The sequence below is a fragment of the Arcticibacterium sp. GJ41-1 genome (genome assembly GCF_055808875.1).
In genome coordinates, this window is sequence record NZ_CM147888.1 from 1,834,978 (window position 1) to 1,856,143 (window position 21,166).

General features: G+C 38.0%; 17 protein-coding genes. 7 read left to right on the forward strand and 10 right to left on the reverse strand.

Going from position 1 to position 21,166, the window contains the following annotated elements; genetic code table 11:
• Positions 1-9 precede the first annotated feature (9 nt).
• Together AC0L6O_RS07405 and sucD are read right to left on the reverse strand one after the other, a co-directional pair.
• Positions 10-906 carry a MerR family transcriptional regulator gene (locus AC0L6O_RS07405; RefSeq protein ID WP_473307490.1) on the reverse strand — a complete coding sequence of 299 codons (897 nt, stop codon included), beginning with the start codon at positions 904-906 and terminating at the stop codon, positions 10-12.
• Positions 907-1,034: 128 nt separating this feature from the next.
• Positions 1,035-1,910: a succinate--CoA ligase subunit alpha gene (sucD, locus tag AC0L6O_RS07410; protein WP_341227195.1), complete on the reverse strand. Its 876-nt coding sequence runs from the start codon at positions 1,908-1,910 to the stop codon at positions 1,035-1,037.
• Positions 1,911-2,646: 736 nt separating this feature from the next.
• Here sucD and AC0L6O_RS07415 point away from each other — a divergent pair.
• Positions 2,647-3,432, forward strand: coding sequence for a T9SS type A sorting domain-containing protein (locus AC0L6O_RS07415; protein ID WP_473307491.1), 786 nt, complete (start codon positions 2,647-2,649; stop codon positions 3,430-3,432).
• A 71-nt stretch (positions 3,433-3,503) separates the two neighbouring features.
• On the opposite strand, the gene AC0L6O_RS07420 is transcribed toward AC0L6O_RS07415, so the two are convergent.
• Entirely contained in the window at positions 3,504-4,178 is a 675-nt protein-coding gene (locus tag AC0L6O_RS07420) for a hypothetical protein (protein ID WP_473307493.1), read from the reverse strand.
• Positions 4,179-4,245: 67 nt separating this feature from the next.
• Positions 4,246-5,943, reverse strand: a complete 1,698-nt coding sequence (locus tag AC0L6O_RS07425; RefSeq protein ID WP_473307495.1) for a pseudouridine synthase — start codon at positions 5,941-5,943, stop codon at positions 4,246-4,248.
• Positions 5,944-6,246: 303 nt separating this feature from the next.
• On the opposite strand from AC0L6O_RS07425, the gene AC0L6O_RS07430 reads away from it, so the two are divergent.
• The 6 genes from AC0L6O_RS07430 (at position 6,247) to AC0L6O_RS07455 (ending at position 12,904) form a co-directional block, all read left to right on the forward strand.
• On the forward strand, positions 6,247-7,161 hold the full coding sequence (locus AC0L6O_RS07430; protein ID WP_473307496.1) for an SPFH domain-containing protein: 915 nt from the start codon (positions 6,247-6,249) through the stop codon (positions 7,159-7,161).
• Between the two features lie 6 nt (positions 7,162-7,167).
• Positions 7,168-7,599: an NfeD family protein gene (locus AC0L6O_RS07435; protein ID WP_473307498.1), complete on the forward strand. Its 432-nt coding sequence runs from the start codon at positions 7,168-7,170 to the stop codon at positions 7,597-7,599.
• 113 nt (positions 7,600-7,712) lie between these two features.
• Positions 7,713-8,567 (forward strand): alpha/beta hydrolase, encoded by an 855-nt coding sequence (locus AC0L6O_RS07440; RefSeq protein ID WP_473307500.1) that lies wholly within the window; start codon positions 7,713-7,715, stop codon positions 8,565-8,567.
• Between the two features lie 137 nt (positions 8,568-8,704).
• Positions 8,705-10,729, forward strand: coding sequence for a CHU_0125 family OmpA-like outer membrane integrity protein (locus AC0L6O_RS07445; RefSeq protein ID WP_473307501.1), 2,025 nt, complete (start codon positions 8,705-8,707; stop codon positions 10,727-10,729).
• A 49-nt stretch (positions 10,730-10,778) separates the two neighbouring features.
• Entirely contained in the window at positions 10,779-11,702 is a 924-nt protein-coding gene (locus AC0L6O_RS07450) for an alpha/beta hydrolase (protein ID WP_473307502.1), read from the forward strand.
• 152 nt (positions 11,703-11,854) lie between these two features.
• Positions 11,855-12,904, forward strand: coding sequence for a T9SS type A sorting domain-containing protein (locus AC0L6O_RS07455; RefSeq protein ID WP_473307504.1), 1,050 nt, complete (start codon positions 11,855-11,857; stop codon positions 12,902-12,904).
• A 51-nt stretch (positions 12,905-12,955) separates the two neighbouring features.
• Here the strand turns inward: AC0L6O_RS07455 and AC0L6O_RS07460 are convergent, their stop codons facing one another.
• The 6 genes from AC0L6O_RS07460 to uvrA form a co-directional block, all read right to left on the reverse strand.
• On the reverse strand, positions 12,956-13,414 hold the full coding sequence (locus AC0L6O_RS07460; protein WP_473307506.1) for a GNAT family N-acetyltransferase: 459 nt from the start codon (positions 13,412-13,414) through the stop codon (positions 12,956-12,958).
• A gap of 109 nt (positions 13,415-13,523) precedes the next feature.
• Positions 13,524-14,591, reverse strand: coding sequence for a phosphotransferase family protein (locus tag AC0L6O_RS07465; RefSeq protein ID WP_473307507.1), 1,068 nt, complete (start codon positions 14,589-14,591; stop codon positions 13,524-13,526).
• Complete coding sequence (locus tag AC0L6O_RS07470; protein ID WP_473307508.1) at positions 14,584-15,786, reverse strand: acyl-CoA dehydrogenase family protein; 1,203 nt, start codon at positions 15,784-15,786, stop codon at positions 14,584-14,586. The genes AC0L6O_RS07465 and AC0L6O_RS07470 overlap by 8 nt, the downstream gene beginning before the upstream one ends.
• Positions 15,787-15,883: 97 nt before the next feature.
• Positions 15,884-16,708, reverse strand: coding sequence for an amidohydrolase family protein (locus tag AC0L6O_RS07475; protein WP_473307510.1), 825 nt, complete (start codon positions 16,706-16,708; stop codon positions 15,884-15,886).
• 104 nt (positions 16,709-16,812) lie between these two features.
• A complete protein-coding gene (locus tag AC0L6O_RS07480) occupies positions 16,813-17,763 on the reverse strand; it encodes an NAD(P)-dependent alcohol dehydrogenase (protein ID WP_473307512.1) in 951 nt (316 codons plus the stop codon).
• A 514-nt stretch (positions 17,764-18,277) separates the two neighbouring features.
• Positions 18,278-21,112, reverse strand: a complete 2,835-nt coding sequence (gene uvrA, locus AC0L6O_RS07485; protein WP_473307514.1) for an excinuclease ABC subunit UvrA — start codon at positions 21,110-21,112, stop codon at positions 18,278-18,280.
• Between the last annotated feature and the right edge of the window lie 54 nt (positions 21,113-21,166).

Below are 21,166 nucleotides of genomic sequence, written 5' to 3' on the forward strand. Positions count from 1 at the left end.
TGTAATTAATTATAAACATTTAATTGCGTCTTTAATTGAAGTGAATGTTTTAAGCGTTTTTTGGTCTGCACTAATATTTAGGTCTTTCATACGATAGCTAATAGCCCAGTATTCATTTCCGTTACCTATTAAGAGTTCTTTAACTTGTTCAAGGTAATTCTCTATTTGGTCAGACTTGGGCGATACAGTAAACTGACTTATCCAAATTACTTTTTCGAACTGATTCTGGAGAGAAACTAAATCTGAAATAGGCACACTTCTACCGAGGTAAATAGTTTTCTTATGTCGCAGTAGTAGTTCATAATTAAAATATAGAATACCTATTTCGTGCATTTCCTCTTCTGGCAAGTAAATCACATAAGTAGCGTCCGTATCTTTCTCTGTATTCCAGTCAAGGTTTTCAATGTTTACCTGAATCTTTTGATAAATCAAATTGCTTATGAAGTGCTCATGTGCTGGGTTTATGGAGTTTGTCTGCCAGTTTAAACCTACAAATTCTAAGAAAGGTATATAAAGGTTAATAAATATTTCACTAAAGGTCTTGGTCTGTAACTGCTCGGCATAAATTTCGTTAAAAAGCGTGGTGTCAAAATTGTACATGCAGAGTTTTAGGAGTACTAAAGCTTTATCGTTTTTGAACTCCTGATTTACGAACTCACGTGTCTTTAGGATTATTTCTTCTTCAGAAAGTTTAGCAATCTTCGAAATCTTTATTCCATGATTATTGAGCAAAGCAACATTGAGAATTTTTTGTAAGCTCTCAAGGTTGTATAACCTGACGTTTCTATTTAGCCTTTCGGGTTGGAGTAAATCGTAGCGTTTTTCCCAAATACGGATGGTATGTGCCTTAATGCCTGAGATGTTCTCGAGGTCATTGATGGTGAAAGAATCTTTTATATTGTTCACTTAAATATAGTTCTAGTTAAACAAATATAAGATAATTGTGCTTGATTCTCATTTAAATTTTAAAAGAGCACAAAAAAAGAGATTGTCCGCAAGGACAATCTCTTCATTAAGACTTTAAATCGTTTGGCTTATTTGCCAAGAGCTTTAAGCATCACTTCACCGATTTCGGCAGGAGACTTACAAACGTGAATTCCGCATTCTGCCATAATTTTCATTTTAGCTTCTGCAGTATCGTCTGCACCACCAATGATAGCACCAGCGTGTCCCATTCTTTTACCTTTAGGAGCAGTTTGACCAGCAATAAAACCAACTACTGGTTTAGGGTTGCCTTGCTCTTTAATCCATCTTGAAGCTTCAGCTTCGTAGTTTCCTCCAATTTCTCCAATCATAACGATAGCCTCTGTTTCAGGGTCTTCCATTAATAATTGAACAGCTTGCTTAGTTGATGTTCCAATGATAGGGTCACCACCAATTCCGATCGCTGTAGAAACTCCTAAACCAGCTTTTACAATTTGGTCAGAAGCTTCATATGTTAAAGTACCTGATTTAGATACAATACCGATTTTTCCTTTTTTGAATACAAAACCTGGCATAATACCAACTTTCGCTTCGCCTGGTGTAATTACACCTGGGCAGTTAGGTCCTATTAATGTACAATCCATGCCTTTGATGTAAGACTTGGCAGTAATCATATCTTTAGTAGGAATTCCTTCCGTGATACAAACAATTACCTTAATACCCGCATCAGCAGCTTCCATGATAGCATCAGCTGCAAACCCTGGAGGTACAAAAATGATGGATACATTAGCTCCAGCCTTTTCAACGGCCTCTTCTACAGTATTAAAAACAGGTCTGTCTAAATGAGTCTGACCACCTTTGCCTGGGGTTACACCACCCACTACATTAGTGCCATATTCTATCATTTGACCTGCATGGAAGGTTCCCTCTGTTCCTGTAAAACCTTGTACTATAACTTTTGAATCCTTATTGACAAGTACGCTCATTGAATCGTTTTTATGCTTAAGTTTTGAATGAAAGATTTCCCACAAATGTGGCATCTCCTAACGGGTGTCAAATGTACTTTGGAAATTAGAAAAATACAAAAAAGATTTAGGAGCTATTTGCGGAAAGTTAAATATAAACTGAATAAACCATGCTTTCCTAGAAATTGAACTTTGTAAAGTGCTAATTAATGAGCCTTAGTTACAAAATGATTTTATTCACTTTATTTATGGCTAACTCTTTAATGTTTTAAAACATCCTAATTTAAGTATTGACCTAGCCCCATATAGAAATTTTAAAGGGGCATTATTGTAACTGATTTCTAGTGTTTAGGACAGTCGCAATCGCTTTTTCCTTTGAAAATTCTTTTGAAAAGACCACGACGTTTTTTGTATCGACCGTTTTTCTTTCTTTTCCCTTTTTTATTGACAACTACCTCAACGCTCTCGGGAGAGGTGACAGGAGCTGACGCAAAAGAGAATTGAACGATGAATAAAAAACTAAGGGTAAAGCAAATTTTACGTATCATATTTTAACAACGATGAAGTCATAGAAAATTGTTCAGACTATGCACTACAATTATCCTTCCGAAAGCTCTAAACCTTTATTTTTTTGAAGTGCAAAGGAGAGATACGTTAAGTTTCTTTAACAAAAATTAAGAAATGAATAATATAGATTTGTGTTCTAAAGGTGCTAAAGCACTACAATACAAATTATAAAAAACTAAAACTTAACATTATGAAAAAATTAGCAATACTAGCCTGTTTGGCTTTCATGAGTTCGATGGTTTACGCTCAAAGTGAGTCGTCAACGGTTACCATTCGTGTTGAAAAAATAGTAGACGGCGAAAAAGAAGTAACCGTAAGGAAAATTAACACAGCAGGCATGACAGATGCAGAAAGAGACGCTGTGATTGAAAATGTTCAAGACTCTCTTATAGGAGATGTTAACAGTAAGAGAAGGCTGAAAGTAGTGATAGAAGATGATAGAGATGTTTTCATGGGAGAGCAAGATGAAGAGCTGGAGCTATTAGAAGATGAAAACGGTGTATGGCAACATTATGACAGTGAGCATGACAATGAGGTAAGTATTTATAAGAAAAATAGAAAAGGTGGAAACGACTGGAAAGATGATTTTGAAATAGAAATGGAGCGTTTTGGTGATAACATGAAAATGCTTGGTGAGGAAATTCCTTACAGAATTGAAAAGCACCTACCACGTTTTTATGCATGGTCTGATAATGTATTGGCGGAGGTTGGCAATAGTCCTATTCGTTCTTTAGATGTTTTTCCAAACAAGCCTAACTCCGATGTGATTAACGTGAAGTTTTTTGCTCCACAAGAAGGTGATGTGAATATTTCAGTAATTGACACCAAAGGTAAAGTGATAGCTCAAAAAGAAGCGAAGGCTTTTAAAGGAGAGTTTGTAGGTCAAATCGATTTAAAGAAAGGGGTAAAGGGAACCCATTTTGTAATAGTGAGCCAGGGAGAAGATGGAATTAGCCGTAGAGTAGTTTTAGATTAATATCTAGAGCTGTTGCAAAGAAAAAGCCTCTTCCTTTAAAAGGAGAGGCTTTTTTCATGATTGCGTATTTCTTATTTACCAAAGAGCTTACTCCAAAAGCCTTTTGCTTTTTTCGTAATTTCTTCTACCGCTTCTTCTGCCTCATCAGCTAATTCAGATGCTTTCGCTTTTGCTTTCGCAGTTGCCTCTTCTACATCATCTTTCATATCTTCAAATTTCTCAGAAGCTTCTGCTTTAAGATTTTGAACCTTTTCGCTGTCTACAAAATCCTTAACTTTTTCTTTGGCTTTGTTTACGGCTTCTTCGGCATCTCCAGCTAATTCTTTCGCTTTTGCTTTTGCGTCATCAAATGCCTCGCTAGCGTCTTCTTTTATATCATCAAACTTCTCAGAAGCTTCGTCTGCCATTTTTGAAGCGGCAGCTTTTGCTTTTGAAGTAGCTTCAGCGGCTTCATCTGCTAATCCAGAAACTGCACCTTTTGCTTTGCCCGCAGCAGCAGTAGCAGCACCTGTGGCTTCACCAGCTACATTTTTGGCTGCATTTGCTGTGCCTTCCACAGCATCAGTAGCAGCGTTTGCTACACTTCCCGCAGCATCCGTAGCGGCGTTTGCGGCTTTTCCAGCAGTATCAGCAGCACCTTTTGCTACGTTTCCAGCGGCATCGGTAGCTGCATCTGCAGTTTTAGCAGCAGCGTCTTTAGCTTTATTAGCTAAGTCGCCCGCTTTATTTTTCAAATTGTCTAACATTTCTATATTTGGTTTAAGGTTTATTTGTACTAAAATAGTAGGTTTTCAATGGATTAGCAAAAAACTATTAGATCATATATTTCAATCTAATTAGCTCTTTTTCATTAAGAAAACGCCATTTCCCTCTAGGCAAATCCTTCTTTGTTAAACCTGCAAAAGTCGTTCTATCTAATTTTGTAACCTCGTATCCGAAGTTTTCAAATATTCTTCTTACAATTCTATTTTTACCAGAGTGTATTTCTATTCCTACCACAAAAGCGTCAGGAGTTACTAAAGCTAGTTCGTCTGGTTTTACAAAACCATCTTCCAGTTCTATACCTTCCTTTATAGCTTCAAAATGCTCTGTAGTAATAGGCTTATCTAGCTCTGCTTGATAAATTTTCTTGATATCGTTGGTAGGGTGTGTTAGCTTTTCTGTTAACTCTCCATCATTCGTCAATAATAATAAACCAGTGGTGTTTCTATCTAATCTGCCAACAGGATAAACTCTTTCTTTACAGGCTCCCCCCACTAAGTCCATAACAGTTTTACGCTCTTTAGGGTCGTCCATTGTGGTTATGAAGTCTTTTGGCTTATTAAGAAGGATATACATCATTCTTTCACGGTTCAAAACATCTTTACCATATTTAATGGTATCGCTGTCTTTCACTTTGTAGCCCATTTCTGTGACTACTTTCCCGTTTACCTTAATCGTTCCCGATTCTATTAGCTCATCAGCCTCCCTTCTGCTACACAGACCAGCGTTAGCTATGTATTTATTTAGTCTGATTTCCTCCTCCTTAGAAGGGGCATCTTCCATAATCTTTTCTTTGATACGCTCAGGAGCTTTAGACTTAAGGGCAGCTGCATCATAACGAGGCGGTCTTTCTGGACCAACTTGTCTATCCAAGTTTGGTTTGAAAGCAGTTATTTCTGGTCTACCTTTTCTAGGTCTTTCTTCTCTCGAAAATCCTGATTTTTCAGTCTTTCCCTTACCTGTAGGAGGCTTTCTGAAATGTCTTTCCTCTCCTCTATCGTCTCTATTAAACGAAGGTCTTGAATCTCCTCTTCCAGCGTCGCGTCTGTCCCCACCTCTGTCATAAGAAGGTCTAGAGTCTCCTCTTCCAGAGTCACGTCTGTCGTTATCTCTGTTAAACGGAGGCCTAGAATCTCCTCTTCCAGAGTCACGTCTGTCGTTATCTCTGTTAAACGGAGGCCTAGAATCGCCTCTTCCGGAGTCACGTCTGTCGTTGTCTCTGTTAAAAGAAGGTCTAGAATCGCCTCTTCCAGAGTCACGTCTGTCGCTACCTCTGTCATAAGAAGGTCTAGAATCGCCTCTTCCAGAGTCACGTCTGTCGTTATCTCTATTAAACGGAGGCCTAGAATCGCCTCTTCCAGAATCACGCCTGTCGCTACCTCTGTTAAAGGAAGGTCTAGAATCGCCTCTTCCAGAATCACGTCTGTCGCTACCTCTGTCATAAGAAGGCCTAGAATCACCTCTTCCAGAGTCACGTCTGTCGCTACCTCTGTTAAAAGAAGGTCTAGAATCACCTCTTCCAGAGTCACGTCTGTCGTTATCTCTGTTAAAAGAAGGTCTAGAATCTCCTCTTCCAGAATCACGTCTATCGTCTCTTCTGTCCACTCTACTGAATGAAGGTTTGTCGTCTCTGTTAAATTTTCTGTTGGAATCGCCTCTGTCGTTAGATGGACGAGGACTTGGTCTGTCGGTTCTATTTTCTCTAGAACCCTCATTGTCGGATTTACCGAATTTTCTAAAATTTGCCATTGCTTTGCAACATCTCTGCTGTAATTATTTGATATTCTGAATATAAGCAAAGGTAATTTTATTTTATCAATACTTTTTAGAAATGCTTGATATGGCTGAGTTTTGACATGCTAATACTTGTTTTAAGACAATTTATCTTACAAACTAGGTCTGCATTTCCGTTTGACATTGATTTCTCACCATTCCTCAGACCACGGATTTATTTATACCAATTGCCTTGTTAAATCAAGGGTATAAAGCTAATTTGCTTATAAGATTTAAGTCAATTTAGACTTACAGTCAAAACAAAACTATAATACATATATGATAATTATATCCGCTGTTGTTCTTCTGGTCATCGTGGTTGTGATGATGGGTGTTAAAGTGGTACCACAACAAAGAGCTTACATTGCCGAACGTTTAGGGAGGTATTATGCCACACTTCAGCCAGGAATCAATTTTTTAATTCCTTTTGTAGATCGTGTAGCCTATAAGCATGGTCTTAAAGAACAAGCTTATGATATTCATGAGCAGGTGTGTATCACTCGAGACAACGTTCAAGTTAGAGTAGATGGTGTTATTTTTCTTCAGGTAATAGATGCTCATAAAGCTTCTTACGGTGTAAATGATTACGTTTTTGCGGTAACACAGTTGGCTCAAACCACCATGCGTTCTGAAATTGGTAAAATTGATTTAGATAAAACCTTTGTGGAAAGAATGGCCATAAACCAAGCAGTGGTTCAAGCCATTGATGAAGCGGCCATTAGCTGGGGGGTAAAAGTATTACGTTACGAAATCAAGAATATCTCACCGCCACAAACAGTGTTAATGGCGATGGAAAAACAGATGCAAGCGGAGCGTGAAAAACGTGCTGTTATTTTAGAGTCTGAAGGAAAGCAGCAGTTTGCCATAAATACCGCCGAAGGTCAAAAAGCTCGTGTAGTTTTAGAATCTGAAGCAGAGAAGTTAAGACAAATCAATAGAGCAGAGGGAGAAGCTGCCGCAATTCTTTCTGTCGCCGATGCCACAGCAGAATCTGTAAGGAAAGTGGCTGCTGCCATAAGCGAAAAAGGTGGAATGGAAGCAGTACAGCTACAGGTAGCTGAACTGTACATTGAGCAGTTTGGGAACCTAGCTAAAGAAGGTAATACTCTGATTTTACCTGCAAACTTGGGTGATATGGGTTCTATGATAGCTTCTGCCATGACAGTAATTAAAGAAACAACACCTAAAAAGTAAAGGAATATGGAATTATCAAGTTTAGAAATATGGGTTATTCTCGGCGTGATTTTTCTTATTGTTGAGATTTTCTCGGTGTCATTTTTTGCTGTCTTCTTTGGCGTGGGTGCCCTAGTTACAGCATTGTTGACTTACCTAGAATTTACCAATGATTTGATTACCCAAGTAATCGCCTTCTTGGTAGTTTCTCTGGGTTCACTTTTAGTTTTTAGAAAACAAATTTTATCGGCTTTTAACAAAAGTGGAGAAAGCTATACCGAGCTGATTAACGAAAGAGCAAATGTATCTAAGGAAATACCAGCCAAAGGTGTAGGGAAAGTGTTTTACAGAGGCTCTGATTGGATAGCAGAAGCAGTTAATGAAATTGCTATTCCGAAAGGTGCCACAGTTTTGATTAAGAAAGTAGATGGTATTCGTCTAATAGTAGAAGCCGAGTAGGTTTATATTTTTCGCAAAGTCTTTTGTGTTATTCAGCTTGCTCTGGATACTAAAAGGCTTTGCGTTTTTTTTGCGTAGTTTGTCAATCTTTAATTCAACCCTTACTTATTATAATGTTCAAAAGAATAGTTCTAATCGCCCTATTGCTGCCAATTCTGGTCAAAGCTCAAGAAAGTCCGAAAGTCATTCATTTATGGGAAAACGGTGCTCCGGGGTTTGAGCATTTGAAAAATGAAAAAGAAGAAGCGAAAGAATATTGGGTTAAAAATGTTCATAATCCTACTATAACGGTATACGCACCTGAAAAAGGCAAAGCTAATGGGGTAGGGGTTCTAATATTTCCGGGTGGAGGTCATAGGCTTTTGGTGATTGATGCCGAAGGCACTGATGCTGCTAAGTTTCTTAATCAATATGGTATTACGGCTTTTGTTTTAAAATACAGAATGGCAAGAGAGCCAGATTCTCCTTATGAATTAGGCGTTCACGCCAAAGAAGATGCTCAGCGGGCTATGCGGTTAATTCGGGCAAATGCAAAAGAATATGGAGTACATGAGGCTCTTATAGGTGTAATGGGTTTTTCTGCCGGTGGAGAAGTGATGCATTGGATGGCCTATGAAGATGGGAAAACGGTGATTAATAAAGTAGATGAAATTGATAATCAAAACGCCAAGCCAACCTTTCAAATAGGTATTTATCCTGGACCTTTAGGCGTTCCAGAAACTATTCCATCGGATGCACCTCCTGCCTTTGTTTTGGCAGCGAACGATGATGAGTGTTGTTCTGAACCTGTATTCAAATTACTGCAAGGTTATAGAAAAGCAGGAGTACCCATAGAAGCTCATTTTTATAATGAAGGAGGTCATGGCTTTAATATGGGCTATCGTAGCGAATTGAATGCTATTAGCAAATGGCCTGATAGATTAGGGGATTGGTTGGTGGATACTGGATTGGGAATGGAAGTGAAGTGACAAGGGTTTTTAAGAAATTAATCAAATGAAACAGCTCATTTCTTTGACGATAAAATACTTGTTGATTCAAAACGTTTCTATTTATAACAATAAGCCTTAAATTAGGGCAAATTCCTTAAGCTGAAGCCGATTTACGAATGAGAAAAAGCTCCCTGTTATTAATATTTTTGTCCATTTTTTCCCTTGCGGCATCTGCCCAATTGCAAGCTTATAAAAAAGGTTTGGCAAGTTTTGAAAAGGGTTATTATGATTTGGCAGTAAATGATTTATTAAAAGTCAAAGAAATTGACGCCTCACAAGAGGCTAAACTTAATTACACCATTGCGGAGTCATACAGGCTTTCAAACAGATGGATTGAGTCTATCTCTTTTTATGCAGAGGCTATTGCCAAAGGCGTAGATGACCCAGATGCGGTTTTTCATTATGCTTATGCTCTTAAAGCTAATGAGCAATACGATTTAGCTTTAGCCCAATTCAGGAAGTATATTGGTCTCAAAACTTCAAATAAGACGTATAACGAATGGGCAAACAGAGAAGTTAATACGCTTCAAATAGTTGACCTCCTTAAAGAGAAGAATGCTGAATTGAACTTTAGAAACCTGAAAGAGATAAATACAGAAGGTTCAGAGTTTTCCCCCCTTATATATAAAGGTAAACTAGTGTTTTCTGCTTCTAGGAAACAAAAAACTTATTCAAATGGCTTGCCATTCTTAGGGATTTACGGAGCTAAGGTTAATGCTGATTTGACCAGTATTGGAGAAGCATCTTTGTTTAGTGATGCCATTTTTGATTCTGAAAGAAACGAAGGAACACCTGCTTTTTCGCCTGATGGTAAAACGGTAATTTTTGCTAGAAGTAATTCTGGAAAACGAAAAGACGTTTCGCCAGATGTAGATCTATATATAAGTAGGTTGGCACCAAGCACCGGCTGGACAGAGCCTATTTTAGTTTCCGCATCGGATTCTGCAAGTTGGGATGGATGTCCTGCTTTTTCTGGTGATGGTAAAACACTTTATTTCGCTTCAAATAGGGCAGGAGGCTCGGGAGGAATGGACCTTTATAGAGTTAATATGGATGCATCTGGAAGGTTTGGGAATCCTGCTAATATGGGTAAGGCACTAAATACACCTGGTGATGAGATGTTTCCTTATGTTTCAAAAGAAGGGAAGTTGTACTTTGCTTCTGACGGGCATCCTGGCTTAGGTAAATTAGACTTATTTGTGGCAGAAAGAAGGTCTGGTAAAATTTCGGTAGAGAATATGGGATTACCTTATAACTCTTCTATGGATGATTTTGGACTTTCTTCAGATGAAAACGGCAATCTATTTTTCTCTTCAAATAGGAGAGGAGGAATGGGCGATGATGATATTTATTTTTATCAAGCTCCGCCAAAAGAGGAGTTGGCTGAAAATATAGACCCATTAAAAGGAGATTCTGATGGAGAAAATGGAGAGAATGAAGTTGCCATGAAAACGGTGAACTACTTCTTAGAAGGAACTATTAAAGAAAAAGAAGCTAACCTAGTGGCAGATGCCAAAATATCAATTTATAAAATTAGTGGAGGTTTTGAAGAATTAGATACCGAGACAAAGAGTGACGCTGCTGGGGCTTTTGGACCTATACGTTTATCGGAAGATACAGACTACCTTATTATAGTAGAGAAACCTGAATATTTGACGAAGAGAGAGGGCTTTACCATGTATGGAAGAACTATCCCTCAAATACTTTTAAGAAAACCCGTGACAGATACTACGTTTACCACCGAAATAATAGTGGATAAGCTTTTTGTGGGTAAAACCTTTGTGTTGGAGAATATTTATTATGATTTAAACAAAGCAGATATTAGAGCAGATGCCGCTGTAGAATTAGATAAACTGGTTCAAATTCTAATTGATAATCCTAAAATAAAAATAGAATTAGGGTCGCATACAGATGTGAGGGGTACAGACATGTATAACCTGCGTTTATCTCAAAGAAGAGCTGATTCGGCGATAGAATACATTATATCTAGGGGTATAGAAAGAGGAAGATTGACCGCTCAAGGTTATGGCGAAGAAGAACTTATAGTAGAATTTGCTAAAACAGAAGAAGAGCATCAGGTTAATAGAAGAACAGAATTTAAAGTGACAGACCTTGGCACTTCTACCGAAGAAGTGAACTGATTCTATTTAAAAAATTGTAAATTGAGCCTGATTAAATCAGGCTTTTTTTATGCAAAAAATATTCATTCTATTATTATTAATTTCAATTCAAGGTTACGGACAATCTATGGAAGTACTGTTATATCCTGATGGCGTACCAGGAGCTATTGCAGGTCATGGTCTTAAAGAGGCTGATGTCTCGGAAAGAGACGATGGTGTAATAAGATTAAGAAACGTTACAGACCCAAGTCTTACTATTTATCCAGCAAAGAAAAACAAGAGTAAAGGTGCTGCAGTTATAATATGTCCAGGTGGAGGTTATCATATTTTGGCCATCAATAAAGAAGGCTATAAAATAGGGGAGTGGTTTGCCGAAAGAGGTATTACGGCTTTTGTACTAAAAAGTAGACTTCCACAGCCTGAAATGTTTACAGAAAAACAAATAAGACCACTGGAAGATGCTCAGTCGGCCATAAAGTACGTAAGAGAGCATGCCAGTAAATATGGTGTTAATCCTGAAATGATAGGCATAATGGGCTTTTCTGCAGGAGGACATTTGGCTGCTACGGCCTCTACACATTTTGATAAGGGTGTTGGCGTAAATGAAAATAGCGAAGTTAGTTTAAGACCTGACTTTAGTATTTTAATGTATCCTGTAATATCATTTAGTGATAAGTTGGCACATACAGGTTCTAGGGCAAATTTGATTGGTCCAGAATTAAGAATAGAAGAAATGGAGCATTTTTCAAATGAGCTTCAAGTAACACCAAGTACGCCACCCGCGTTTTTAGTGCATGCCTATGACGATGGTGTAATTATGGAAAACAGTTTGGCATATGTAAAGGCCTTGCGTCAATTTAAAATACCAGCAGAGTTACATTTATATGAAAAAGGCGGACATGGCTTTGGATTGGCTTACGACCAAGAAAATCCTGTTTCTACTTGGTCTAACAGACTTCAGGATTGGCTTAAAAATAATGAGCTATTAAAATAAAGTAGACTTCGAGCGTAAAAAGGTACGATAATTGCGTTTTGCAATATTGCCTTAGACACCAAACCATTTAATAAAAAAGGTGATTAGCAGTTTCTGATGTCAATAAGTCTCGTTACTTTTATATCAGGAAAACAAATAAATACTACATTCTTATGAAGAAAGTAATCTATACATTAAGTGCCGCCCTTATAGCCGGTTCTGTTTCAGCACAAATGGTGAGTGGAACACAAATTCATGTTTCAGAAGGAGCTGTCCTTAGCATAGGTCAGGATTTTCAAAACAATGGAGAGTTGACAAACAAAGGTCAATTACATTTACGTCAAAACCTTACTAACGATGGTACATTATCATCAGAAGGTAATGTTGTTTTTGATGGTTACACCAAACAAACTGTTTCTGGAACGAACGATGTAGTTCTTTCTAAGGCTGTTATTGAAAACGATGTTGATTTAAATACTGCATTGGTTATCAATAAAGAGCTAAATTATAATCAAGGTATAGTTTCTTCTTCGGAGAATAATCCTTTAGTATTTACTGAAGATGCACGTTATAATGGTGCTTCTGATTTTTCTCACTCTAGAGGAGTGGTAACTAAAGTAGATGCTAACAATTTTGAGTTTCCAGTAGGAGACGGTACTAACTACAGAGGTTTTGTAGCTACTAGTACTAAAAGAAGTGCTCTTTCTGCAGAGTACAAATCTCAAAATCCATCAGAGGTTTCTGGTGAATTAGCAAATGGAGTAGAGTCAGTTAATAATAACGAGTACTGGGTAGTAAAAAGCTCAGACGAAAATGATATAGCTAGCGTAAGACTTCAAGGTACTTACGAAAGCAACGTTGCTTACTTAAAGAAAGGAACATGGAACATTTCTGAAGATGCTGCTTTTGACAAGAAAAGTGGTATTGAGAAAGGTGTAATGTTCACGTCGGGTAGAGGTCAGTTTGTTAAAAAGGACATTGGCGTATGGCCAAACCCTACGCAGGGTGACTTCAACCTGAAACTTACAGGTATGAACGACAGTGATGCTGTAACAGTAGATGTTACTAATCAAGATGGTCGTAGAGTATTGAGCATGAAAGGTTCGGTAAACGACTTAAGAAAAGTTTATTCACTTCCTACTGGTTTAGTAACTACAGAACTTACTGTTAGAGTAATTAACGGTGACGAAGTAATGACTGAGAAATTAATTCTTAACAGATAAGAATTTAGAATATAGTATTTGAAAAAGGCTTCCAAACGGAAGCCTTTTTTTTTATGTAAATTTTTCAAGGAATACCATGATGGGGTTTGGAGGGAGGCTTTCTCTTTTATACTCCTGATAGCCTAGCTTTTTATAGAGATAAAGGTTCTTCTCGCTTTTGTGTGCGGTAAATAGCCAGAATCTGCTGGCCTTAGGGAACCTACTTTCTATCTCTAGCATAAGCCTAGAGCCTAGTCCTTTGTTTTGGAAGTCTGGATGAACAATCAATTTACCCACTAGCACATTACCGTTCTCTTCAAAGCCTTTTATAGAGCCAATTATCTTTGAATTGAAAGTGGCTTTTATGAAAGTATTTGTCTTAAAGTCGGCTTTTAAGTCTTCTAAGTTCTGCGTGAGCGGCGTTATCTCATAATTATTATAAATCTCGGCTTCTTGGATATAGGCAAGTTTTTGAAGTTTTAGGATTTCAGCTAAGTCGCTTTCTTTAGCGTTTTGGATTTCTATTTGCATTCCTGTTTAAAGAAATTTAGCTCCAGCGGAGCGAAAAATTAATAGCGAGGAGTTTCACCCCCTCGCTGATTTGTTTGGCGATATTTTGCCAAAATCATGACAAACTGTTTTAAACCATCTTTCCATTCTTAATAGAACTTTTGCCTTTACTAGAAAGAACCCTGACACCCTCTATCAATCCTGCAAAACGAGGGTCTTTTGTCAAACCTTTCTTATATCTGGCATAAATCTGTTGAATGATAACCGCGTTCTTAAATAGGCCAAAAACATAGTAAAAGAGGATGTTAGAAACATCTCTACCAGATTTGGCAGAATAGAGGTCAGCATACTCTTGCCTTGTAAGGTTACCAGGCAACCAAGACAAGTTAAAAGCTTTGCCAAAGTCCGAATCTTTAAATTCGACCCAGTAGGCCAAAGTTGTTCCTAAATCCATTAATGGGTCACCTACGGTGCACATTTCCCAGTCTAAAATGGCGAGTATCTCTTTCGGGTTTTCTGGATTTAGAATCAGATTATCGTACTTATAATCATTATGCACTAAGGTGGCTTTCGCTGATTCAGGTATGTTAGCTTCTAGCCAATTTGCCACCGTAATCATTTCAGAAATATCATCCGTTTGCGATGCTAAATAACGCTTATGCCAGCCTTTGACCTGTCTTTCTACATAGGCTTCAGGTTTACCAATATTAGCCAAACCTGTTTCATAAATATCAATATTATGTAGAGCTACTTGGTTTAGACAAATGGCCTCCGAAAGTGTTTTGAACAATGCACTATTGTCCTCTTTTAAGAAACCTTTTGCGTCAGCAGCTCTTAAAATGCTTCCTTTAACACGCTCCATGATATAGAAGATAGAGCCAATGATTGATTCATTTTCGCAGAGTAATAGTGGTTTTGGAATTTGTTTAAAACCAGCTTTATCAAGAGCGGCTAAAATTCCAAACTCACGAGCCATGTCATGACCGCCTTTTATATCTTTTGCACCCTTGGGTGGCTTTCTTAATACATAAGAGATATTATCAGCTTCTATTAAATAAGTAAGGTTAGAGTAGCCACCAGAAAACTGTTTGACCGTTTTGATTTCTTCTAATCCATTTGCTAACAAATATTGATTTAAAGCATCTAAGGGCAATTCTTCGTCGTTCCTAACTTTGTTGGCTTCGTCAAAATCAAGCATTTCTGTAAGGTTTTAAGATTTGTTTTGCCAGTGAAACTTTATGTACTTCGTCTGCACCGTCATAAATTCTTGATGCTCTTTCATGGGCATACCAGTAAGAAAGAATAATGTCATTTGTCATACCCAAAGCCCCATGCGTTTGAATAGCCCTGTCAATTACGCGTAACATCATATTGGCAGTAAAAAACTTAATGCCAGATATTTCGGCACGAGCGGCTTTACTTCCTTCTTTATCTATTTTGGTCGCGGTACTTAAAACCATAAGACGGCAAGCGTCTATTTCCACACGGCTTTCTGCTATGAAATTTTGAATGCTTTGTTGGTCGGCTAGTGTAACGCCATCTTTTATTTCTCTATTGACCGCATAGCGGCACATCAGGTCAAAGCTACGCTCGGCTATGCCAATAAAACGCATGCAGTGGTGAATTCTGCCTGGTCCTAGTCTTTCTTGTGCAAGGAGAAAACCTTCGCCTTCGTTACCAATTAGGTTACTTTGTGGTACGCGTACATTATGGTATTTAACTTCGGCATGGCTGGCCCAGCTGTCTCCCGTATGACCCATAATAGGAATGTTACGAACAAATTCATAGCCAGGTGTATCAAGAGGAACCAAGATTTGTGAGGCTCTTTTGTGAGGTGCTGCGTCCGGATTAGTGACTGCCATTACTATGGCAAAGGCTGCACCATCGGCAGAGGAGGTAAACCATTTGTGACCGTTTATGACGTAATCATCACCATCTTTAACGGCCGTGGTGCCCATTCTGGTAGGATTAGAACCTGCATAAGCGGGCTCTGTCATAGAGAAGCAGCTTCTGATTTCTCCTTTGCTTAAAGGGTCTAAGTAGGTTTTATTTAGTTCTTTATTAGCATGCTTATGGAGTAACTCTGTATTACCTATGTCTGGTGCCTGAGAATTAAACACAAAGTGTCCAAAAGGTGAGCTAGCTAATATTTCGCTTATTTGACCAAATTCACATAGGGTAAGACCTTTTCCTCCTAAGCTTTCAGGAAGAGCAAGCCCCCATAAATCCATTTCTTTTACCTGTGTTCTTAGCTTTATTAAGGTGGGCTCTATAGCCGAAAAATTACCGTTTAAAGTTTCAGGGTTCTCTAAAGGATAAAGGTTCGTCTCTATAAAATCTTTTATAACGGGGATGAGCTTCCTAGTCTTATCTGTTGTAAATAGGGTTTCCATTTTAATTTATTGATGAATGTGAAATGTTATAGGATGTAATTTAATAATCCAATTTCATATGACATCAATAATCAGCAAATGCTTATCAAAAAAAGCGTCAAATATTATAGAATCGTTGAGCATTTAAACCAAAAATGTCGGCTTGCTCTGTTTTACTAAGTTTAGAAAAATAATTTTGAACTATGTCAAGCTGCTCTTCATAGGTGGCAGCAACTAGGCAAACAGGCCAGTCGGAGCCATAAACTATTCTCTTTGTACCGAAAGAGCTTAATACATTGTCCAAATAGATAGAAAAGTCTTCCTTTTTCCAGTTTTTAGTATCGGCCTCGGTCACCATACCAGATACTTTGACATAAACATTTTCATGCTTAGAAATAGCATTCATATAGTTACTCCATTTGTTAACCGATTGATGCTTGATTTCTGGTTTGGCTATATGGTCTATGATTAATTTATTGTCAGGCAGTTTTCTGATAAATTTTAACGCAGCTTTTAGTTGTCTTTCAAAAATGAGAATATCGTAAGTGAAGTTTAAAGGAGCGAGTTTTGCTACGCCTTGCGTAAATGTTTCATCTAAAAGGAAATCGTCAGGTTCACCCTGAACTATATGTCTGAAACCTTTAAGTTTTGCCTTAGTGGAATAATAATGTAATCTGTCTTCAAGTTTTGACGATTTGAAGTCAACCCAGCTTACCACCGCTTTTATGAAATCATTTTGCTCTGCATACTGAAGAAACTCTTCGTTTTCTTCTTCGTTTTGGTTTACTTGAACTAATACTGAACCATCAAAGCCATTTTGTTGTAAGATAGGCTCTAAATCTTGAGGGAGGAAACTCCGCCTTATTTTAGACATAGAATCATCAATCCATGAATAATCTTCAGCGTTATAATTCCAGAAATGTTGATGGGCGTCTATTTTCATTATCGGGTTAAATTGTCGAAGGTTTTGAATACTTACGAAGATATTAAGCTTTTATAAAATAGCTTGCTTTTTGATTGGTGAGAAACGATACTATTTTAGTGAGTTTAAAAATTCACGACCACTTTACCTTTATGCTTCCCTTCGCCGAAATATTGAATTAGCCTTGGTATTTCTTCTGGTTTGTATGGGCCATCAATTTGGCATTTGATATTAAAAAGCTTGTTTAATTCATCAAGTCCTTCGTTGGGTTTTAGAGCTAGTATTTGGAGCTTCTTTTTGGAGAATATGGAAAGTAATTTACCCCAAAAAAGAAGACCTATTAGATTTGTCAAATCTCCACCAACAGTCACGTAAGTACCATTGGGTTTTAGAGCTTTCAAGTAAGCAAATGCGGATTTTTTACTTTTGCAGTCTAATATGACATCATACTTCTCACCTGTTTTGGTAAAATCGGATTGTTGGTAATCTATAACATGGTCAAAACCTTGGGTTCTCATCATATCGAATTTAGCTGATGTATCTACACCGGTAACTTCACAATTATAATGTTTGGCAATTTGTATGGCTATGGTGCCAACACCGCCACCTGCTCCATTTATTAATACTTTTTGATGCTCTTTTATTTCCTTTAAAGCCTGATAAGCTAAAAGACCTGCATGAGGAAGAGCGGCGGCTTGTTCAAAGCTTAGACCAGCTGGCTTTGTAACTATTGCTTTCGCATCAATGGCAATGTATTCTGCAAAAGTTCCGAAACAGACTTCTGAAATATCACCGTAAACGTGGTCGCCAAATTTTAGCTCTGTTACTTTAGAACCAACTTCCTCCACTATGCCAGATAGCTCCATGCCTGGAATAGTGTACTTAGGCCTAAAAAGCCCGAAAAGTAATTGATATAGTTTTGGTCTGCCTCTTACCATGCCCCAGTCGTAGTCGTTTATGCTGGTCGACTTTACATTAACCAAAACTTCGTTTTCTTTGGGTTTTGGCTTATCTATTTCTTTGACCTGAAGAACCTCTTCAGGCTTTCCATATTTGTTAAAAACAAGGGCTTTCATAGCTTCGGATAATTTTACTAGTTAAAAATAGAAAGCCTAGTTAAGAATTTGAAGGTCGGGAAAAGATTAGTTTGTGAGTTTTTGATGTGCGGTTTAATGTGGAGATGGGTGGGTTAGATTATCAATTCTGTTTATCGTTAATTCAATATTAGACTGAAAGTATGTGTTTTAGGCTATCCAAGTATTTTGTAGTGAATGTATTTGTCACAATTTTGGCTTTTAGTGGCCAAAATTCCGCCAAATGAAGCAGGTGGGCATTTTGGTTTACAACGGGTTTCACCCGTCTCTATTAATATAATACCCCTCTGGGGCATATATGAAACTTATTGCTATTGTGAGTTCACGCGTTGGGCATTAAGTTTTCAAGGATCAAGAGAGCTCCAGAGGAGCGGTATGTTAATAGTGCTAATTCCTCGTATTTAGCTGAGGATTTAATTCCTTTGGCGTGATTTTGGTCAAAATGAACCAAAATCATGACAAAGGGTTCTGGGATTTTGATTAAGTGTTTTCTTATCTACATCTTCCCTTTCAAAAAGTCAGCAGTATAGTTACCATCAATCTTAACCATTTCTTCTGGCGTTCCTTCAAAACATAGATTTCCGCCGCCTTCACCACCTTCTGGACCTAGGTCTATTATCCAGTCGGCAGATTTTATCACCTCCATATTATGCTCAATGATGATAACTGAATCACCTTGTTCTATTAAGGCGTTCATAGCTTTCAATAATTTCTGAATATCATGAAAGTGTAGCCCGGTGGTCGGTTCATCAAAGATAAAGAGTGTTTTTCCTTTGTCTGAGTTTCCTTTTCCTAAGAAGAATGCAAGCTTCACACGTTGTGCTTCTCCACCAGAAAGTGTGTTTGAAGATTGTCCTAATTTGATATAACCTAATCCTACATCCTGCAGAGGAAGTAGTCTTTCATAGAGTTTCTTTTGGTTATCTTCAAAAAAGGCAAGAGCCTCGTCAATGGTCATATTAAGTATATCAGAAATATCTTTTTCCTGATATTTTACTTCTAAAACCTCTTGTTTGAAACGTTTTCCTTTACAGCTTTCACAGGTGAGTTTTACGTCGGCCATAAATTGCATTTCTATGGTTTGTTCACCTTCTCCTGCACAGGCTTCGCATCTTCCTCCATCTACATTAAAAGAGAAAAAAGCGGGTTTATAATCACGCTGTTTTGCCAGAGGCTGGTCTGCCATTAGGGCTCTTATGGCGTCATAAGCTTTTATATAGGTTACAGGGTTTGACCTGCTAGACTTCCCAATAGGGTTTTGGTCTACCATCTCCACTTGATTTATTCTGCTCAAGCTTCCTGTTAATGACTCATGTTTTCCTCCATCTTGCGAGTATTCCCCTTTTTGTCTTGAAATGGCAGGGTAAAGGATTTTTCTAATCAGGGTTGATTTACCTGAGCCACTAACGCCAGTTACCACGCATAATACGCCAAGTGGAAATTTGACATCAACATTTTTAAGATTGTTTTCTGTCGCCCCAGATAGCTTTAAAAAGTCAATCGCTTTTCTCCTTCTTTCTGGTACTAAAATTTTGTCTTGACCTGAAAGAAAATTGATGGTATGTGATGTGTTACTCTTTCCTTTATGGGCTTTAATAGTTTCAAAGGTTCCTTGGAAAACCAGTTCGCCACCTAAATTTCCAGCATTTGGACCAATGTCAATAATCTCATCGGCTTCTTGCATTACTTCTTCTTCATGCTCCACCACTATAACGGTATTGCCAATATCTCGTAGCGATTTTAATACCGAAATAAGCTTTTGGGTATCTCTAGGATGTAAACCAATGCTGGGTTCATCTAAAATATACATGGAGCCCACCAAAGCGGAACCCAAAGAGGTCGCCAGTTTGATTCTTTGAAATTCCCCACCAGATAGGGTAGAGGTTAATCTGTTTAGGGTAAGATAGCCTAAGCCAACTCGGTCAAGGTACTCTAAACGGTTTTTTATCTCTATCAATATTCTTTTAGAAATGTCAACCTTATTGCCTTCAAGTTTCAGACCATCAAAAAGTGTTCTAGCTTTATTTATAGGCATTAACACTAAATCTGTAATAGAGTAACCATCTATTTTAACATAAGAGGCATCTTTTCTAAGCCTAGAGCCGCGGCAGTCTGGGCAAACCGTTCTGCCTCGGTACCTACTGAGCATGACGCGATACTGTACTTTGTAAGTTTTAGTTTCTAGGTCTTTAAAGAAAGCGTTTAGTCCTTGGAAGTGCTCATTTCCTGTCCAAACTAATTGCTGTTCTTCTTCCGTAAGGTCTTTGAACGCTCGGTGAATAGGGAAGTCGAAGTGAATGCCATTTCTTAGCAAAGGGGCCAGCCAGTCACTCATTCTTTCTGAACGCCAAGGGGCTATGGCTCCTTCAAAAAGAGATAGAGATTTGTCTGGAATTACCAGGTCTTCATCTATTCCTAAAACCTTTCCAAAGCCTTCACAGACTCTACAGGCTCCATAAGGGTTATTAAAAGTGAAAAGATTGACGCTAGGCTCTTCAAAAACAATTCCGTCTAGTTCAAACTTATCGGAAAAATACTTCTGCTCTTTTCCCATGATTTGAACAATACAAACTCCATTGCTTTCAAAAAAAGCTGTTTGAACGGAATCAGAAATTCTAAAAAGGTTGTCCTCGTCAGGTTCTCCGTTTTCGTCAAACTTTACAGCGGCTCTGTCAATTAATATTAAGACATTCTCATGAGCTGCTTTTAACAAGTCATCACTTTCTAAAACATCTTCTATCTGATGAATATCTTGATTTATAGAAACTCTGTTAAAGCCTTTTTTTAGAAGTAAGTCTAGCTCTATGGGTAGGTTTCGGCCTTCGGCAATGTTTAGCGGAGACAGAATCATTAATTTCTGTCCTGCCTCAAAACTGTGTATGAAATTACTTACATCATGGACGCTGTCTTTTTTGACCTCTTTTCCTGAAACAGGGGAGTAAGTAGTTCCTGCACGGGCAAAAAGTAATTTCAGGTAATCGTAAATCTCGGTAGTGGTTCCTACAGTAGAACGGGGGTTTTTAGTACTTACTCGCTGTTCAATGGCAATGGCCGGAGAAACTCCTTTGATATAATCTACCTCAGGTTTTTCCATTCTGCCCAAAAACTGTCGGGCGTAGCTACTGAGGCTTTCTACGTACATTCTTTGACCTTCTGCGTAAAGCGTATCAAATGCCAAAGACGATTTGCCACTTCCTGATAAGCCAGTAACTACGGTAAGCTTATTCCTTTTGAATGCTACATTAACGTTCTTAAGGTTGTTAACTCTGGCTCCCTTGATAATTATATGTGTTCTAGGATCTAAGGCTTCAATATCTTGAAATTCAGGCATGCTTTTTTTGCAATAAAATGAGGTCATTCCCTATCTTTTGACAGGATTTGCAAA

Coding starts and splice junctions, on each gene's coding strand:
- sucD (WP_341227195.1), bottom strand. CDS start 1,910: ATGAGCGTACTTGTCAATAAGGATTCAAAAGTTATAGTACAAGGTTTT.
- AC0L6O_RS07415 (WP_473307491.1), top strand. CDS start 2,647: ATGAAAAAATTAGCAATACTAGCCTGTTTGGCTTTCATGAGTTCGATG.
- AC0L6O_RS07420 (WP_473307493.1), bottom strand. CDS start 4,178: ATGTTAGACAATTTGAAAAATAAAGCGGGCGACTTAGCTAATAAAGCT.
- AC0L6O_RS07425 (WP_473307495.1), bottom strand. CDS start 5,943: ATGGCAAATTTTAGAAAATTCGGTAAATCCGACAATGAGGGTTCTAGA.
- AC0L6O_RS07430 (WP_473307496.1), top strand. CDS start 6,247: ATGATAATTATATCCGCTGTTGTTCTTCTGGTCATCGTGGTTGTGATG.
- AC0L6O_RS07435 (WP_473307498.1), top strand. CDS start 7,168: ATGGAATTATCAAGTTTAGAAATATGGGTTATTCTCGGCGTGATTTTT.
- AC0L6O_RS07440 (WP_473307500.1), top strand. CDS start 7,713: ATGTTCAAAAGAATAGTTCTAATCGCCCTATTGCTGCCAATTCTGGTC.
- AC0L6O_RS07445 (WP_473307501.1), top strand. CDS start 8,705: ATGAGAAAAAGCTCCCTGTTATTAATATTTTTGTCCATTTTTTCCCTT.
- AC0L6O_RS07450 (WP_473307502.1), top strand. CDS start 10,779: ATGCAAAAAATATTCATTCTATTATTATTAATTTCAATTCAAGGTTAC.
- AC0L6O_RS07455 (WP_473307504.1), top strand. CDS start 11,855: ATGAAGAAAGTAATCTATACATTAAGTGCCGCCCTTATAGCCGGTTCT.
- AC0L6O_RS07460 (WP_473307506.1), bottom strand. CDS start 13,414: ATGCAAATAGAAATCCAAAACGCTAAAGAAAGCGACTTAGCTGAAATC.
- AC0L6O_RS07465 (WP_473307507.1), bottom strand. CDS start 14,591: ATGCTTGATTTTGACGAAGCCAACAAAGTTAGGAACGACGAAGAATTG.
- AC0L6O_RS07470 (WP_473307508.1), bottom strand. CDS start 15,786: ATGGAAACCCTATTTACAACAGATAAGACTAGGAAGCTCATCCCCGTT.
- AC0L6O_RS07475 (WP_473307510.1), bottom strand. CDS start 16,708: ATGAAAATAGACGCCCATCAACATTTCTGGAATTATAACGCTGAAGAT.
- AC0L6O_RS07480 (WP_473307512.1), bottom strand. CDS start 17,763: ATGAAAGCCCTTGTTTTTAACAAATATGGAAAGCCTGAAGAGGTTCTT.
- uvrA (WP_473307514.1), bottom strand. CDS start 21,112: ATGCCTGAATTTCAAGATATTGAAGCCTTAGATCCTAGAACACATATA.